Source organism: Thalassolituus sp. UBA675, from assembly GCF_002297765.1.
GTDB lineage: Bacteria > Pseudomonadota > Gammaproteobacteria > Pseudomonadales > Oceanobacteraceae > Thalassolituus.
Genome location: NZ_DBNJ01000009.1, coordinates 116,613 through 132,759, shown reverse-complemented (window position 1 = coordinate 132,759; position 16,147 = coordinate 116,613). Strand labels below are relative to the sequence as shown.

At 50.9% G+C, this 16,147-nt stretch carries 9 protein-coding genes and 2 pseudogenes; 3 read left to right on the top strand and 8 right to left on the bottom strand.

Annotated features, from left to right (window positions below):
- Positions 1–5: 5 nt before the first annotated feature.
- Positions 6–968 (bottom strand): DUF4194 domain-containing protein, encoded by a 963-nt coding sequence (locus B3007_RS04475; protein WP_301378474.1) that lies wholly within the window; start codon positions 966–968, stop codon positions 6–8.
- Between the two features lie 26 nt (positions 969–994).
- Positions 995–2,455 carry a Wadjet anti-phage system protein JetA family protein gene (locus B3007_RS04470; RefSeq protein WP_301378472.1) on the bottom strand — a complete coding sequence of 487 codons (1,461 nt, stop codon included), beginning with the start codon at positions 2,453–2,455 and terminating at the stop codon, positions 995–997.
- Positions 2,456–2,586: 131 nt separating this feature from the next.
- On the opposite strand from B3007_RS04470, the gene B3007_RS04465 reads away from it, so the two are divergent.
- On the top strand, positions 2,587–5,031 hold the full coding sequence (locus B3007_RS04465; protein ID WP_301378470.1) for a 7TM diverse intracellular signaling domain-containing protein: 2,445 nt from the start codon (positions 2,587–2,589) through the stop codon (positions 5,029–5,031).
- 91 nt (positions 5,032–5,122) lie between these two features.
- Here B3007_RS04465 and B3007_RS04460 read toward each other — a convergent pair whose 3' ends face one another.
- Positions 5,123–7,159, bottom strand: a complete 2,037-nt coding sequence (locus B3007_RS04460) for an NADPH-dependent 2,4-dienoyl-CoA reductase (protein ID WP_301378468.1) — start codon at positions 7,157–7,159, stop codon at positions 5,123–5,125.
- Positions 7,160–7,370: 211 nt separating this feature from the next.
- Here B3007_RS04460 and B3007_RS15625 point away from each other — a divergent pair.
- Both B3007_RS15625 and B3007_RS15620 read left to right on the top strand, forming a co-directional pair.
- Positions 7,371–8,135: pseudogene (locus tag B3007_RS15625) on the top strand (PAS domain-containing protein); the annotation flags it as partial.
- 213 nt (positions 8,136–8,348) lie between these two features.
- Positions 8,349–8,684: pseudogene (locus tag B3007_RS15620) on the top strand (methyl-accepting chemotaxis protein); the annotation flags it as partial.
- Positions 8,685–8,705: 21 nt separating this feature from the next.
- On the opposite strand, the gene apbC reads toward B3007_RS15620, so the two are convergent.
- From apbC to B3007_RS04430, 5 genes are read right to left on the bottom strand one after another with little or no spacing between them, the layout of a single operon-like run.
- Positions 8,706–9,797, bottom strand: coding sequence for an iron-sulfur cluster carrier protein ApbC (apbC, locus tag B3007_RS04450; RefSeq protein WP_301378465.1), 1,092 nt, complete (start codon positions 9,795–9,797; stop codon positions 8,706–8,708).
- Between the two features lie 59 nt (positions 9,798–9,856).
- A complete protein-coding gene (locus tag B3007_RS04445; protein ID WP_301378463.1) occupies positions 9,857–11,443 on the bottom strand; it encodes an ABC transporter ATP-binding protein in 1,587 nt (528 codons plus the stop codon).
- Complete coding sequence (locus B3007_RS04440) at positions 11,440–12,825, bottom strand: ABC transporter permease (RefSeq protein WP_301378461.1); 1,386 nt, start codon at positions 12,823–12,825, stop codon at positions 11,440–11,442. Before B3007_RS04440 ends, B3007_RS04445 begins: the two co-directional genes overlap by 4 nt.
- A complete protein-coding gene (locus B3007_RS04435; RefSeq protein WP_301378459.1) occupies positions 12,825–13,802 on the bottom strand; it encodes an ABC transporter permease in 978 nt (325 codons plus the stop codon). Before B3007_RS04435 ends, B3007_RS04440 begins: the two co-directional genes overlap by 1 nt.
- Positions 13,802–15,994 carry an ABC transporter substrate-binding protein gene (locus B3007_RS04430; protein ID WP_301378457.1) on the bottom strand — a complete coding sequence of 731 codons (2,193 nt, stop codon included), beginning with the start codon at positions 15,992–15,994 and terminating at the stop codon, positions 13,802–13,804. Before B3007_RS04430 ends, B3007_RS04435 begins: the two co-directional genes overlap by 1 nt.
- Positions 15,995–16,147: the final 153 nt, after the last annotated feature.

Genomic DNA, 16,147 nt, shown 5'->3' with positions numbered 1-16,147 from the left:
TCGTTTTATTCTCCGAACAGGCTGACGGGTTGCTTGGTTTCAGGTTCTGCCTGATCTTCTTTTTCTTCACTTTCTTCTGCGTCATCCGCCGAAGCACTTTTGGCATTTTCTGATGAGTTTTCTTCTTGATTCGGCTCATCAGTGCCAGCGCTGATATCTTCAGAAGTAACCGCTTCAGACTCAGCTTCCTGTTCAGATTCATCTTCTGCAATCGGCTCTTCAGACGCAGGCACGTCAGAACTAGACTCTTCGCCAACGTTGGCCTCTGCTTCAGCCCAGGCATCTTCACTCTGGCCGGCTTCAGAATTTAATTCGGAAGTCTCGTTATCGCCTTCGTCGTCTTCATCGGTCGCCATTAATTCAGTAAGCACTTCATCGCTGACGTAGCTCATGATCATTGGGCGAATACGCAACCAGATATCACCATCGTGGACGCTGTCTTCATTCTGCAGTTGAACAAGACGCATCTGACGCAACTTACGGAACAGCGCTTTCCGCTCAGTGACGTTTTCTGGCAGGCTGCGCTTCAGCAGGTTTTTCATGGCGATGGTCAGGCCTTCAAGTGACACCATGACACAGCCTTGCTCATCAACAGCCCCTTCGCGCAACGCTTTGTCGTACTGCGCGCGCAATACGAGAATCAAGGCGACTTCGCTCTGATTCAGGCGCTGGCGAAATGCTGGGTTGCCAACGTTCTGCTGATCTTCATCCATCCCCGGTACCTGCGCGCCGGGCGGGTACAAACGAATAAACTGAAAGCGCTTATCGTGCTGAATGCGGATACCCAGAACTGAAAGGTACTCGCCCACCAGTTCTTCGATACGGACAAACCGGTCGTACAGGGTTTGCTCGATCTGAGATTCATCACGGCAAATTACTCCGTAATCGAGCAAGCGTACCAGCAGCTCAGAATATTCTTTCTGGCTGAGGCCTTCTTTTTCCAGTTCGCGATCTATTTCATGCAACATAATCTGATTCTTTTCTCTGTACCCGCTCAGGACTGTTTCTGAACAAGTTCGAAGGTAAAGTGGTCTTTTTTGATGAAGTAACCATCGCTGTTTTCTTCACGCGGATTCTCATCATAATCAATATGGAATTCGAACTCTGACGAGAGTCCATCGGCTGCGCCCAAACCAATCGCATGTGCAACCGCCAGGAAGTCTTTCGCCGATTCAATCGGGATATCGCGTGTGGATATTTTTTTACCGCTACTGAGCTTGCTGCTCATAAAGTGCCGTAGTGCCTGTTGGTTCACTAGGAAGGCCTGATCCAATACCTGCTGCACATAGATCTCCCGACGGGCATCGACATCAAAGTCACCTTTGCCATCGTCCAGTGCCGCTTCGATCTTCTGACGGGTTCGTGAGGCGTGCATGCGAACAGAAGCAGGATCAACCAGGCGGAGCTGCGGTACTTCCATAAGCTCTCCAGCTCTCTCCAGAGCACTCGCCTGCTCTTCTTCAGTAAGCGATGAGAGGTGCTTGCATACCGCAAGAACGTCGTTGTGTTGTTGCGATGCCAGATAACTCATCTGACGAATGATAATGTCTGCCCGCTTAGTAAAGCTCTGCAGGGCACGACGTAATGCAGGCAGCATGATGTCGCTGGCATTCCGCATACGCAGTTCTATGCCATCGAGAATGGTCCAGAGTACCGAACTGCCCTCTTTCCCCAGTTCTGGTAATAACTCACGTAGGCGTTTCTCGGCGTTGGCTTTGAATTCGACGTCCTGTTTACGGATACGATCAATCAAACCCTGAATCTGGTCCCGGTGCTTCTCCACGTTGTCCGCTGACAAGCGCACAGAGAGATCTGGCTGGAAGCGGTTCTCCATGAAGTCGAAGAAGGCTTCACTGGCGCGCTCGATCAGCAACTGGTCTTCCATCTCACGAACAAGGTCGCGCTTGCGTTCCTCAAGCTCGCCAATCACATCGGTAAAGTCACTGATGATGCGCTCTGAGTACTCATAGGCGTCAAGCAGATCGTATATGTCGCCGCGTTCCTGAAAGGACTCAAGGGAGTTACGGGTATTCCGTGTATTACGATGACGGGTCCGTGCCATAGCCCGGCTTTCTTCGATAAAAGGCTCAGTGAACTGGCGCCCGAACCGGGTAAATCCGAAAGTGCTCTGTAAGCTGGCCTCATCGACCTGCTTCTCAAGCCAGCCGTATTCAATGAGTTGATTCAGTACCCAACCTGCCTGTTCACGGCTGGTACGGAAGCGGCTCTCGCTGGACTCATCCTCACTGTCGTATTCGTCAGCCAGAACCGGAGCCCGCACTAGAGCTTCCTGAAAGACTTCAATCACGGTGTCTCGTTGAATCGCCTGACCATAGTCAGCACTGCTAGAGCTGTAGAGCCTCTGATAGAGCTCTTTCAGACACTCCATGACCTGCGCTCGATACTTACCGGTTAACGGGCGGAAAAACTGGCTCCGTTCCTGCTCAAAAAACATACAATTTCTTATTATTCCAGCGCGATTAAAGAGGAGTAGATTACTTAAAGGATGAGGCGTTGGCCAGCCCGATGAGAGCCCTGTCACAATGTCTGCGCAACGCACTGCATTCTTCCGCATCGGAGGGTATAATGGCCCGAAATGCCAATCAGGATCTGGTCGCTTTGCGCAAAGGAATTTCTGTGCCTTCCATACTCTCTTTCATCGCGGCGCTTTGTCTGCTCATCACTGCTGCGCTTCCGGCCTTGGCCCTGCCCTCAGTGCAGGATCAATCGCCTCTAATTCTGGATGCTGGCTCGACTTACCTCGCAGGTAAGCATTGGCAGTATCTGAAAACGGATAAGCTGTCAGTAGATTCAGCCTCAGAACAACTCGCAACTTTGCACGAGCAGCAGCCATGGCAACGAAGCACTGATGAATACCCGAACCTCGGGGTTGGTGATGCTGGTTATTGGTTCGTAATGCAGGTGCAAACGAAAGATGATCGCGACTGGTTTCTTCGTAATAGATATTCGCTTCTGGATACCGTCGCTCTGTTTCAATGCCCAGAGGGCATACGCGATGCGAATCAATGCCATGTAGCCCGAGGGGGAGACAGGATCCCCTATACTGAGAGAGCCATAGATCATCCCAATCTGATTCTGCCACTGGACCTCACACCAGGTAACACATACGACCTCTACCTGTATGTCACCACAGAAGGGACCTATCAGCTACCTATGGAGTTCGTTGATCAAACGACTCTTAACACCCAACTCATCAATAATGGTGTATTCCGGGGGGCGTACTACGCGGTCATGCTGGCCATGGCGCTCTACAATCTCATTCTCTTTTTTGCAGTACGTGACCGGCTATACCTCTACTACACCGCATTCGTCAGTAGTTTTCTGTTCTTTCATATGAACTTTGAAGGCTCCGCCTTCGGCTATTTCTGGCCAGATAAGCCCGAACTGAATGCGTTTATGGTCCCTCTGTCGTTTGCTATCAGTCAATTTTTCTTCGCCCTCTTTCTACCCCAACTGCTGATGCTGAAAAATTATTGCCCGAAGGCCGCAATGGTTTATCGGGTCTACGTCCCTGTGACACTTGGCTTCGCCATATTATCTATGGCAGCGCCATACCAGACTGCAGTTAGCATCCAGAATTACGTGAACTCCCTTCTTGCGATTTACACTCTACTAGCCGGGATCCGTGCCTGGACGCAAGGCCACAAACCCGCCAAGTACTTCACCATCGCCTGGCTGGCTTTCATGATGGGCGTAATCTCTGCAAATATGAGTACGCTTGGGGTGATTCCGGGTACCCCCCTGATTCTATACGGCTACCAGATTGGTTCGGTCTTTGACGTCATTCTGATCTCGCTTGCAATGGGGGCACGGATCAATATGTTACGAGAGGCGCAACAGGAAGATCAGCGCCGCCTGAGCGATAGCCAGTCACAGGCTATACGCTATCTCAAGCAATACGAAGATCTGTATCAGAACTCCATTTCAGCCCGCTTCCAGCTTAACAGCCGCGGTGAGATTACCGACTGTAACCCGGCATTCGCCTCTGCGCTCGGCTTTCCATCGGTAGAAGAGGTGGTCGAAGCTAAGCCGCATTTTGATCAGTTTGTTGAGTCTCCGCATGCTTCGATTGAGCTTTGGGAGCTACTTGGTCGCGATATGAGGGTCACCGGATACGAACTGATTCTTATGCCACGGCGCGGCAAGGCCGTAAACGCAATTCTAACGATGCGCCAGGAGATCTCGGATCAAGGATATCAATGGGTTGGATCATTTCTGGATGTCACTGAAAAATACGATCAGGAAGCCGCGCTACGAAAACTGGAAGACAACCGGAATCAGTCTTTACAACAGTTGGTGATGGGTGTTTCGCATGAAATGAATACTCCCCTGGGAAATATCAGGCTGGCAACCACACACATTAAGGGGCGGGTCGACGATAACGAGATTCTTGTCGATAGCGAACTGAAAACTGCGATCCATCAGGTGACGGACAATATTTCCAGACTTGCTGAGCTGAATCAGCTGATTCAGTCATCCATGGGAGCGAGTTCTTCACAATATGCCGATAGCATCTACCTACGGGCATGGCTGGGTGACTGGAAACAAAGAGCCCAACATCAATACCGCCATCTCTCACTGGAAGTTATCAGCTACCCTGACACCGCACTGTGGCGCGGATACACCAGTCTACTGGAACAGATTCTGAATCAGCTTACTGAGAATGCCGTCGTACACAACCCTGAGAAATACGATGAGCAGACACTCTATGTGCGAGTCTCGGCCTCCGTTGACAACGGAGTGCTTGATATTGAATTTCAGGACAATGGCCGTGGCATAAGTACAGATCACCGCGAAAAGATATTTCTGCCGTTCTTCACAACACGTCGTTCAGAGGCGACTAAAAAAGGATTGGGGCTTTACGAGGTGCGGAACCTTGTGACCAACATTATGAAAGGCAGCATCGTAAGCCCTCCGTCGTCACAGGGCTTCACTCTGAATATACGCTTGCCTGAGGCAATCAAAGAAACAGAAAGCACAGCCGATTCTGGCAGTAAAGCCAGTTGGTAGCCTCTAACCAGAATGGTGCAGTAACCAAAAGAAGTGCAATACCAGGAAGTGACACCGGGCGCCGCATAACCGCAGCGCCCGGACCGTTTTTTTACAGGCCGGCAGCAAGCTCACTGGCGAGACGGATAGCGCGCTTGGCGTCGAGCTCACCCGCGAATTCAGCGCCACCAACCAGGTGTGTACGGAAAGCGGTTTCTTCCTTGAGTGCTTCATAGATGCCGTTCACGGACACCTGACCAGCACACACAACAATGTGATCAACGTCTAACACACGAGGTTCGGACGTCTCTCCTTTCGTCACAGTAATATGCAGACCCTGATCATCGATTTTGTCGTAGCTGACGCCACCGACCATTTCGACGTGCTTCATTTTCAGCACTGCACGGTGTACCCAGCCAGTTGTCTTGTTAAGTCCCTTACCGTGTGCAGACGTTTTGCGCTGCAGCAAGTAAAGCTTACGCGGTGAAGGCTCCATATCTGAAGCAATCAAACCACCACGCTCTGTGTTTGTAATATCCACACCCCACTCTTTCATCCAGGCATCTTTATTCAACGTTGTGGATTCACCTTCATGCGCCAGGTATTCACCCACGTCAAAACCAATACCGCCTGCTCCCATAATGGCAACCTTGCCACCCAGCTTCATTTCGTTGGCGAGCAGTTCCTGATAAGTCACGACCTTGGCGTGATCAATTCCAGGCATTTTAGGCACACGAGGTTCGACACCGGTCGCGACGATCACATCATCAAAACCAGCGGCTTTCAGTTCATCGGCTGAGGTCATAGTGTTCAGCTTGAGGTCGATGCCTAAACGCTCAATCATGGTGTTGAAGTAGCGAATCGTCTCTTTGAATTCCTCTTTACCCGGAATGCGTGAGGCGTAATTGAACTGACCGCCAATTTCACCACGTCCTTCAAAAAGAGTGACCTTGTGGCCACGCTCTGCAGCCACAGTCGCAGCAGCAAGGCCCGCCGGGCCTGCGCCAACCACAGCCACTTTACGAGGAGCACTGGTCTTCACGTACTTCAAAGAGGTTTCATGACAAGCGCGAGGGTTTACAAGGCAGCTCGCCCGCTTATTCTGGAAGGTGTGGTCGAGACACGCCTGGTTACAGGCGATGCAGGTATTGATCTCATCAACACGGTCTTCCTCTACTTTCTTCACCCAGAAAGCATCTGCCAGCAGTGGCCGTGCCATAGATACCATGTCAGCCTTACCACTTGAGATCACCTCTTCCGCCGTGTCCGGCATATTGATCCGGTTTGACGCCACAACAGGGATGTTTACCTGCTCTTTTACTTTAGCCGTTGCATCGACAAACGCCGCGCGTGGTACCGACGTTACGATGGTAGGCACACGAGCTTCATGCCAGCCGATGCCTGTATTGATCAGTGTGACACCCTCAGCTTCGAGTGCTTTTGCAAGAGTAATCACTTCCTCCATGGTCGATGCATCTTCCACCAAGTCGAGCATCGACAGACGGAACATGATGATGAAATCCGGGCCTACCGCTTTACGGACAGCACGAACCACTTCAAGCGGAAAGCGCATGCGGTTTTCATAAGAGCCACCAAACTCATCGGTACGCTTATTGGTACGCGCATTCAACATCTGCGTGATGAAGTAACCTTCTGAGCCCATGATCTCAACGCCGTCATAGTTAGCTTTCTGAGCCAGCTTCGCCGCACGGGCGTAATGACCAATGGTCTTATAGACCTGTTTAGTCGTCAGCTCACGTGGCTTAAAAGGGGTAATCGGCGACTTAATCGCTGAAGGAGCGACGTTAAACGGGGTGTAACCGTAACGACCGGCATGCAATAACTGAAGCAGGATCTTACTACCATTCTCGTGCACCGCCGATGTTACTTTCTTGTGAAACGGTACCTGCCAGCTGCTGAGCATTTTGGAACCGAAAGGTAACAGGTCACCAGAGCGGTTAGGCGAAAAACCACCGGTAACTAACAGGCCTACCCCACCGCGGGCACGCTCAGCGAAATATTCAGCCAGTTCACTGAAGTGCCAGGGGCGATCTTCAAGGCCGGTATGCATTGAGCCCATCATGACCCGATTTTTCAGAGTAGTGAATCCAAGATCAAGGGGTTCCAGAATGTGCTGGTACTGGCTCATAGTCGTCTCTCATCTAAGTCAGCTCTTCGGCTGAGTTGTCATGGTTATAAGGCTCAGTGTAGCCAGTTCGCCATCATTTGAAATGATCAAAGATAACGATAAAGCTACCCTGTAAAACACTTTTTAGCTACATATGAATAACTCTCATTTCTGGCCTTAATGAAGATACTGAACTAGTCTGAATCAGGCAGAATAAGTCTGGAGCACACCCATGTTCTTCTCTCGCAAACCTGTAAAACCCTCGGAAGAAGCATCGAATATCGCTGAAAAGCTTAGCGTGCTGGAATCTATTTACGAGACCCAGGCTGTCGCGGAATTCAGCACAGAAGGCACGGTATTGACCGCAAATTCTCTATATCACGGACTCTTCGGTTGTGATGATGGCTCTTTGATCAACCGCCCTCACAAAGAGCTTTGCCATCAAAAGGACGTAAACAGTCCGGAATACGCCGCCTTCTGGCAAAAACTGGCGGCTGGCACACTGGTTAACGGCCAGTTCCGAAGGAAAAAAGCGGACGGTAATACCATCTGGCTAGATGCCACTTATGCCCCTATCAGAGACACCAATGGTCAGGTAACTAAAGTGGTTAAGATTGCGCACGATGTGACATCACTGATGGAAGAAAACAACCGCTTTACAGATGCATTCAAAGCGGTAGAGCGGTCAATGGCCGTCATTGAATTCAACTGCGATGGTATTATTCAGCGAGCCAATGATAATTTCCTTGCCGCTACAGGCTATTCTGCCAGTGAGATCGTCGGTAAACATCACAGAATATTTGTCCCCGAAGAAGACGCTTCCACCCCCGAATACGAGCAGTTCTGGAAGAATCTGGCCGAGGGAAAATTCTTCAGCGACCGCTTCCGTCGTGTGCGTAAAGATGGCAGGGATCTGTGGCTGGAGGCGTCTTATACACCGCTAATTTCTTCTCAAGGCGAGGTGTACGGTGTCGTAAAATTTGCCACCGACATCACCGCTAATGTTCAGAGGGCGCTGAAAGAGAAAGAACGTGCAGCAAGTGCCTATCACATCACAACCGCCACCGAGCAATCCGCGTCGACTGGCACCGATATTATTCAGCAGGCATCCGATGAGATGACCAAGGTTTCAACAGCGGTGTCGGAGGCTGCAAGTGTAATTTCTGAGCTGGGTTCTCAATCAGACATGATTACGTCTATCGTAAACACCATCCGGGGAATCGCCGACCAGACAAACCTTCTGGCGCTGAACGCTGCAATTGAGGCGGCACGGGCCGGAGATCAGGGGCGTGGATTCGCTGTTGTGGCTGATGAAGTCAGACAGCTCGCCGCCCGAACCAGCAGCTCAACCGAAGAAATTTCACAGATGATCAACAAAATGCAGTCGGGTACGTCTCTTGCGATACAGAGCATGGAGTCCTGTCAGCATCAGGCAGGAGAAGGGGTTGCACTTGCGACCCGCGCTGGGGAGGTAATTCTCGAAATACGTCAGGGAGCACGTGAGGCTGTCAATGCGGTAAGCATTTTCAGTGACAGCCTGCACTGACCGGGGCTGAATCAGACTGAATCAATCGTCGCTGATCTGAATATCCGGTATCTTCTGACCAGTCTCTGACGTCGCCAGAGTTACGGCCAGGCGACGTGCTGCGTGGCGGTACATCATAGACACTTCGGAGCAATCATCCGCGGCAACAACAGGTGTACCCTCATCGCTCTGCTTACGGATATAGGTCGACAATGGTAAGGAACCCAGCACTTTGGTCTGGTAGGTTTGCGCCAGACGTTCTGCCCCGTCCTGCCCGAAGATATGTTCTGCGTGACCACACTGAGAACAGATATGCATACTCATATTCTCAATCATCCCCAGCACCGGAATATTCACTTTGTTGAACATCTCAACGCCTTTGCGCGCATCGGCCAACGCGATGTCCTGAGGTGTGGTCACAATAACAGCACCACTGACCGGAAACTTCTGGCTCAGGGTCAACTGAATGTCACCGGTACCCGGTGGCATATCGATCAGGAGATAATCAAGCTCGCTCCACTGAGTCTGCGTCAGGATCTGCATCAGCGCACCTGAGACCATAGGGCCGCGCCACACCATCGGGGTGCTTTCGGTCACCAGATACGCCATCGACATAGATTTAATGCCGTGTGCCTCAACAGGAACGAACCATTTATTATCAATGGTTTCCGGGCGAGTGCCCTCTTCAATGCCCAGCATGATGCCTTGGCTCGGCCCATAGATATCGGCATCCAACAGGCCCACTTTGGCGCCATCTTTGGCAAGTGCTAATGCCAGGTTCACGCTGGTTGTCGACTTCCCGACACCGCCTTTGCCTGAGGCGATAGCAACAATATTCTTAACCCCGGCGATCGCTTCCAATGCCGACTGGCTCTTATGCTCTTCGACTTCCCAGGTAATATTAACGCGCGCGCTCTGACAGCCATCGATATTCTCAAGAGATGTCTGAAGAACCTGAGCAATACCGCCTTTCAGGTACTCAGAGGGATAGTTCAGGTGAATGTCGACTTCGATAGCCGGACCGTCAATGCGAATATCGCGGACGCAGCCGGCAGAAATCAGATCAGTCTCAAGATAAGGATCGTGGTATCCGCTCAATGCGGCTTCAATCTGGGGTTGTGTTAATCCAGCCAACGGGTAGACCTCTGAAGGAAAACAAGATGGCCGGATTGTACGCCGCTAAAAACAATAAGTCAGGCGTGCTCTGGTATACGAGGCACCGCCTGAAGCAAATGCTGAGTGTACTCATGTACCGGCGAAGTCATGACCTGGCGGGTCTCGCCCTGTTCCACCAGCTGTCCGTTCCGCATCACTGCAACACGGTGTGCCAGATGTGGAATAATCGAAAGGTCATGGGTGATGAACAGGTACGATAACCCCATCTCTTCCTGAAGCTCCTGCAACAACTGCAAAACCTGGCCACGAATAGACACATCAAGCGCACTGGTCGGTTCGTCACAGATAATTAATTCAGGCTCAACTGAAATTGCCCGGGCAATAGCAATCCTCTGCCGTTGCCCGCCAGAAAACTCGTGCGGATACCGGTTAAGGTGCCCAGCCTCAAGGCCAACACGCTCAAGAAGCTCACGAATCCGGGCCTCCCGGGATTCGTCAGTACCACCGAGACCAAGGCTCAGCATTCCTTCTTCGATAATTTCTCTGACCGTCATACGCGGATTCATTGAAGAGAACGGGTCCTGAAAAATCACCTGAATCCGCTTCCGATAAGAAGCGAACCTGCGCTGATTTAGTTGACCGATCTCATCACCGTCGAAGTGTATGGTGCCACTTGCGGTATCTTCGAGGCGAAGGATTGCCCGCCCTACCGTGCTTTTTCCAGAGCCAGACTCTCCAACCAGAGCCAGCGTTTCACCCCGGCCTATAGTAAAGCTGACACCGTTGACGGCTTTCGTATATCCAACAACACGCTGAAGCACGCCGCGTCGTTCAGGAAACCAGACTTTGACGTCCTGAACATCCAGCAGTGGAGAGTGAGTTTCATATTCGAGATAGTCGTCAGGTTGCGGTAACGCATGAATTAACTGACGGCTGTATTCATGGCTGGGGTTCACGAAGAACTGTGAGCGCTCAGCTTGTTCCAGAATTTTACCGTGACGCATTACCGCTATTCTGTCCGCCATTTCTGCAACGACGCCCATATCGTGGGTAATCAGCAGAACAGCGAGTTCGCGGCTACGACGAAGTTCATTAAGAAGCTCAAGAATCTGCTTCTGAATCGTCACATCCAGTGCTGTTGTTGGTTCATCCGCGATCAAAAGTTCCGGCTCACACGCCAATGCCATTGCAATCATCACGCGTTGTTTTTGCCCACCCGAAAGCTGATGCGGATACCAGTTAAGGCGCTCTTCAGGGTTCGGTATCCCGACTTCGTTCAGTAGTTCAATAATTGCGGTATCCGGAGCATTGCCCCTATGCAGAGTCAGTACCTCACCGATCTGTGTACCTATGGTCTGCACGGGGTTGAGGGAGCTCTGAGGCTCCTGGAACACCATGGCAACCCTGCGTCCACGAACCGCGTTCATCTGAGTTTCGCTCAAAGCAAAGAGCGAATCGGTACCAAGCTGCACATCACCGCCCCTGATGCTCAAACCTTCACCGAGCAGGCGCATGATAGCCAGGCTGGTCAGAGATTTTCCTGAACCACTTTCACCGACAAGAGCGAAAACTTCGCCAGCATTAATTTCAAAACTGACGTCATCAACAAGACAACTGCCGCCCGCACCAATAACCAGATTATTTACCTGTAGTAATGGCTTCATTTGTTATCTCCACTACCGGACATGCGAGGGTCAAAGGCATCACGAACACGATCAGAGAACAGGTTTGCTGCCAGCACCAGTACAAACATCAGGATGAAGGCGGCTATTACAGACCACCAGACAACCGGCTCTCGAGCCAGCTCAGCCCTGGCCTCATTAATCATGTTGCCCCAGCTCTTCATCGACGGATCAACACCCACACCGATATAACTCAGAACCGCTTCAGCGAGCACAAAACCACTGAAATCCAGTACCAGTGCAATCAGAATCAGGTGCGTCGTGTTGGGCAGGATATGACGCATAATTACGCGCCAGCGACTGACGCCAAATGCGTGCGCGGCCTGTACATATTCCAGCTGGCTAAGTTTAAGTGTCTCTGCGCGCAGCAGCCGACACAAACCGGTCCAACTGGTCATACCGAGAATGAAACACAAAGCGACAAATTTAAAATCGGCCCGGTCGCTCAAGAGTTTGAATTGCTCAGGGTGCGTCTCTATGTACACATCTATCAGAAGTACAGAAGCGGCGATCAGGAGGATGCCCGGAATCGAGTTAAGCGTCGTGTAAATATACTGGACAACGTCGTCGACCCAGCCACGGAAATACCCTGCGGAAATCCCCAACAATACTGCCAGCGGCAACGTAACGAGGGTGGCCAGAGTACCAATCAGGACGCCAGTCCTGACAGCTTTCACCGCACCATAGAGAACGTCCTGACCTACCTTATCAGTGCCGAGAACGTGGTAGAACTGACTCATATAGAGAGCCCAGCTCGATACCACAACAATAGCGGAGAAAGTAAAGTAAATCACGGGCCAAGGAAGTCGCGAATCGCGCTTTTTCATGAAGGAATGGTGCAGGAATAAAAGGATCAACACTGGCACCAGTGTCCAGCCAACCACCGTCATACTTTTTACGACGATGTCAGCCTCATGCTGGGCATCATCGTCCAGATGACTACCACCGTGCTCAAGGCGTGGATAGTCACGCATCACTCCGCCTTCCGGTAACTCCATATTTTCTTTGGCGAAAGAATGGATAGCAAAAGGAGCTGAATATGTTTTTTCGTCTCGCCCGAACATAGGTGCCAGCGCAAGGTCCAGTAAACTCGTGACTTCAGGAGCATAGTGGACCTCGCCAGAATCACCGGCCTGATCCAGTTTCTTCTGAAAATGAACCGAGTCCGTTAATGCGATCAGGACGTAAAACAGTATCACCAGAAATGACGCAGAACCGATACGTGATTCAAAGACCTGAGACCAGCGTTTGCGGGCCAGAGGGTTGCGGACAACAGTAACGACAAAAACGCACAGTGAAGCCACTAAAAGGAAAATTAAAATATCACTCCAGAGGAGGTGTAGACGTACGTCAAATACTTCCATCAGGACAACCTCACCCGTGGATCAACCAGTGTGTACGAAATATCAGTCAGCAGAAGTCCGATGATGTAAAGAACAGAGCCAAGAAATACCATGCTGCGTACGATGGCAAAATCCTGAGCCTGGATAGCATCCAGGGTGTAACTGCCCAGCCCCGGAATACCGAAGAAAGACTCCACCAGCAGGCTACCCATGAAAAGTGAAGGAATGACCACGACCACACTGGTCAGAATCGGGATCATACCGTTAGGCAGAATATGCCGGAAAAGCACGGTCAACTCGGCCACACCTTTAGCACGCGCAGTACGCACATAATCTTTATTCGCCTCTTCCAGAAACAAAGTCCGATAGAGCCGCGTGCCACCACCAATACCCGAAATCACACCGATAATCACGGGTAATAACAGAAAGCGCCAGGCATCTGCACCGCCGAGATAACCGGAAATAGGCACCAGGCTCCACTCTTTAGCGAAGAAAAACTGACCCGCAATCACATAGAACACACCGGAGACAGACATCAGGCCGACACAGAGGATCATGGCTGACGTGTCGAAGATACTGGCCCGGAACATCACAACGAACAATGCGAATGCGATGTTAACGGATATACCGATGATAAATGTTGGCAGAGCAACGGCGAGGCTTGGCCACATTCGTTGCTCAATATCCGCTGCGATATTTCGGCCGGCATCAGATTTACCAAAGTCCAGCGCAAAGAGACTGAGGGACTTTTCGAAGAAGATGGTTTCAGTGAATGTCCCTGCTCCTTCGGCTTCGCCGTTAATCAGCAGAGGTTTGTCATAGCCGCGCTGCGCTTTCCACTCCTGCACAGCCTCTTCGGTGACATGCTTATCACCCAGCTGTACGCGCGCCATTTGCTCCGGTGTATTCACAACAAAAAACAGAGCAAAGGTAAGAAGATTTACACCAATAAGAATGGGAATGGCGTAAATCAGTCGACGAATAATGTAAGCCAGCATTACTTATCTCCCCCTGCTGGACGAATACGATGATTCAGTCTGCGTCGATAGGCCAGATAACCCGGCAGTGCAGTGACTAAAATAATTACCACGACCATGAATAATGGCCATAAAACCGGGCTATTCCACTCAGCCTGCATGCGGGCACGCTGTTCCGGATCAATACGCAGATACTTGAGTACAGACTTACTGATGCCATGGGGTTTGCTGTTATAAACCCAGGCATTATTGAGTACATAGCTATGTGGGTGAAACGAAGAGGCCCAGGGCATTTCATGGTGCAGGATATCGATCATCTCACGGATAATCTCCATACGCTCAGGGCTGTTTTCCATCAGTTTCATCTCTTCAAACAGCGCATTGTATCGGGCGTTATCGAAGTTGCTCGAGTTAACACCAGCACCTTGAGTAACGACCTGCCCGTTCGGGCCGTATAAAAGAAAGAGGAAGTTCTCTGCATCAGGGTAGTCAGCCAGCCAGCCCCACTGGAACATCTGGGCATTACCGGCTTTCATTTTATCTTTGAAGCGATTGTAGTCAGTGCCGCGGATGTTGAGCTGAATTCCGATTTTCTTGAACTGCTTAATCAACCAGCTTTGAGCCGCGCTCCCGCCTGAACCAACGGTATCGAGATTCAGTACCAGAGGCTCGCCCGTTTCGGCATCGCGACCATCCGGGTAACCTGCTTTCACCATCAGATCACGGGCGACTTCTGTATTTTTTCTGACGGCCTCGCCATCAACCCAGTCAAATACAGACTCATTCATGCCCTCTTGTCCTTCCTGATATCCGAAAATACCGGGAGGAATCGGACTCATCGCAGTTTCTCCGCGTCCATTATAGAAAATGGATATGTACTCTTCCTGATCGTAAATAATCGCGATGGCCTGTCGCAAAAGACGCTTCTTCTCACGCTCTTCCGCCGACCCTGTATCACCAATCACATCGTCGAGCATGTTAAAACCGAAATAATAGGTTCCCGGAGTGACCGCCACATCGAGGCTAATTCCGCGCTCGCGCATTTCATCCGACAGACCTATCCCCTCAGAACCAACGCTAATCGCCTGATCAAAGCTGTCGCTTGCGATACCCGAGCGATCGTAATAGCCCTGCAGAAACTTACTCCATAGCGGAATAGATTCTTTTTCAAGGCGATACACCACTTTGTCTATGAATGGAATTTTCTGCCCCGCATCATCAAGTAACCCTGCGGCCCGGTCTGAAATCTCGCCCTCTGCTGGGTAAAAATCATCACGATAATTCGGATTCTTCTCCAGAATGATGGCCTCATTCGGATCATTCTGAGTCATCATGTAGGGGCCAGTACCGATCGGATACCAATCAAGCGTTATATTTCTATCGGCCATTCCCGGCATGCTGTAGAAGCGGTCTGCTTCGAACGGTATCGGTGCAAAAAAGTGAAACGCCAGCCAATAACTGAACTGTGGGTACTTGCCTTTGAGTCGTATCCGGAAGCGATAGCGGTCGATGACCTCAACCCCGCTGAAGTCGAGCGTACGGAGATCAAGCCACTCACCTTCCTGCTGCGCCTCACGTTCTGCCTTAGCAATTTCAGCAAACTCGTTCATCCCCAGTATGTACTCTGACATCAAGCCCCGGATCGGTGACAGCAAAGTCGGATCAGCCAGCCGTTTTAATTGGTAAGCGTAATCACCGGCCACAAGCTCACGGGTCCCGGTTTCGCTGAAATCATTTAAGGAGCTATATGGCGCTGCATCATCCGACGACTCAAACGCATAGACAGGTGCCCCTGAGGTATCCAGGGCAAGCGCTGGGTGTGGTTGATAATAGATGCCCGGCGTTAACTCGAAGAGATAATCACTGTAGGCAAGATCCGGTGAGTCTGAGGCCACTTCATTGCCTTCAGCGTCGAGATAAACGATCTCTGGCATGCTCGACAGCGTATTGGGCTCCAGCTCGAAAGGTCGTTTCAGATAATGATATTGAAGCGGTGGATCATAAATCTGATCGATAAACCGACCTTCATCAGAACTGTAGGAGATCACAGGGTCCAGATGCTTGGGTGGCCCGGAGAAATTGGAGTACAGGATATTTTTTCCTGCTTCATCCGCCGGGTGGGGGTTGTTCCACGCTCCCTCACTGCAACCGCTGGTGAGAAACGTAAACGCCACTGCCAATGCAGCGACGACGAGCGATCCCTGTGTATTCATTTATCTCCCGTACTGGTCGGATGCAGACCAGACTGCAAACTGAGCTTAACCGGTTCAATGATTTTTATCGTAATTCCGTCGAGTCTGCCAGCTTTTAACGATCAGGCAAACTCCTGTAACAACTCTCTGGTTGCTTTCCAGTTGCTTCTTAGT

Excerpts from the sequence above, each read along its gene's own strand:
- B3007_RS04445 (WP_301378463.1), bottom strand. The coding sequence starts at position 11,443 with ATGAAGCCATTACTACAGGTAAATAATCTGGTTATTGGTGCGGGCGGC.
- B3007_RS04430 (WP_301378457.1), bottom strand. The coding sequence starts at position 15,994 with ATGAATACACAGGGATCGCTCGTCGTCGCTGCATTGGCAGTGGCGTTT.
- B3007_RS04460 (WP_301378468.1), bottom strand. The coding sequence starts at position 7,159 with ATGAGCCAGTACCAGCACATTCTGGAACCCCTTGATCTTGGATTCACT.
- B3007_RS04475 (WP_301378474.1), bottom strand. The coding sequence starts at position 968 with ATGTTGCATGAAATAGATCGCGAACTGGAAAAAGAAGGCCTCAGCCAG.
- B3007_RS04435 (WP_301378459.1), bottom strand. The coding sequence starts at position 13,802 with ATGCTGGCTTACATTATTCGTCGACTGATTTACGCCATTCCCATTCTT.
- B3007_RS04465 (WP_301378470.1), top strand. The coding sequence starts at position 2,587 with ATGGCCCGAAATGCCAATCAGGATCTGGTCGCTTTGCGCAAAGGAATT.
- B3007_RS04440 (WP_301378461.1), bottom strand. The coding sequence starts at position 12,825 with ATGGAAGTATTTGACGTACGTCTACACCTCCTCTGGAGTGATATTTTA.
- B3007_RS04470 (WP_301378472.1), bottom strand. The coding sequence starts at position 2,455 with ATGTTTTTTGAGCAGGAACGGAGCCAGTTTTTCCGCCCGTTAACCGGT.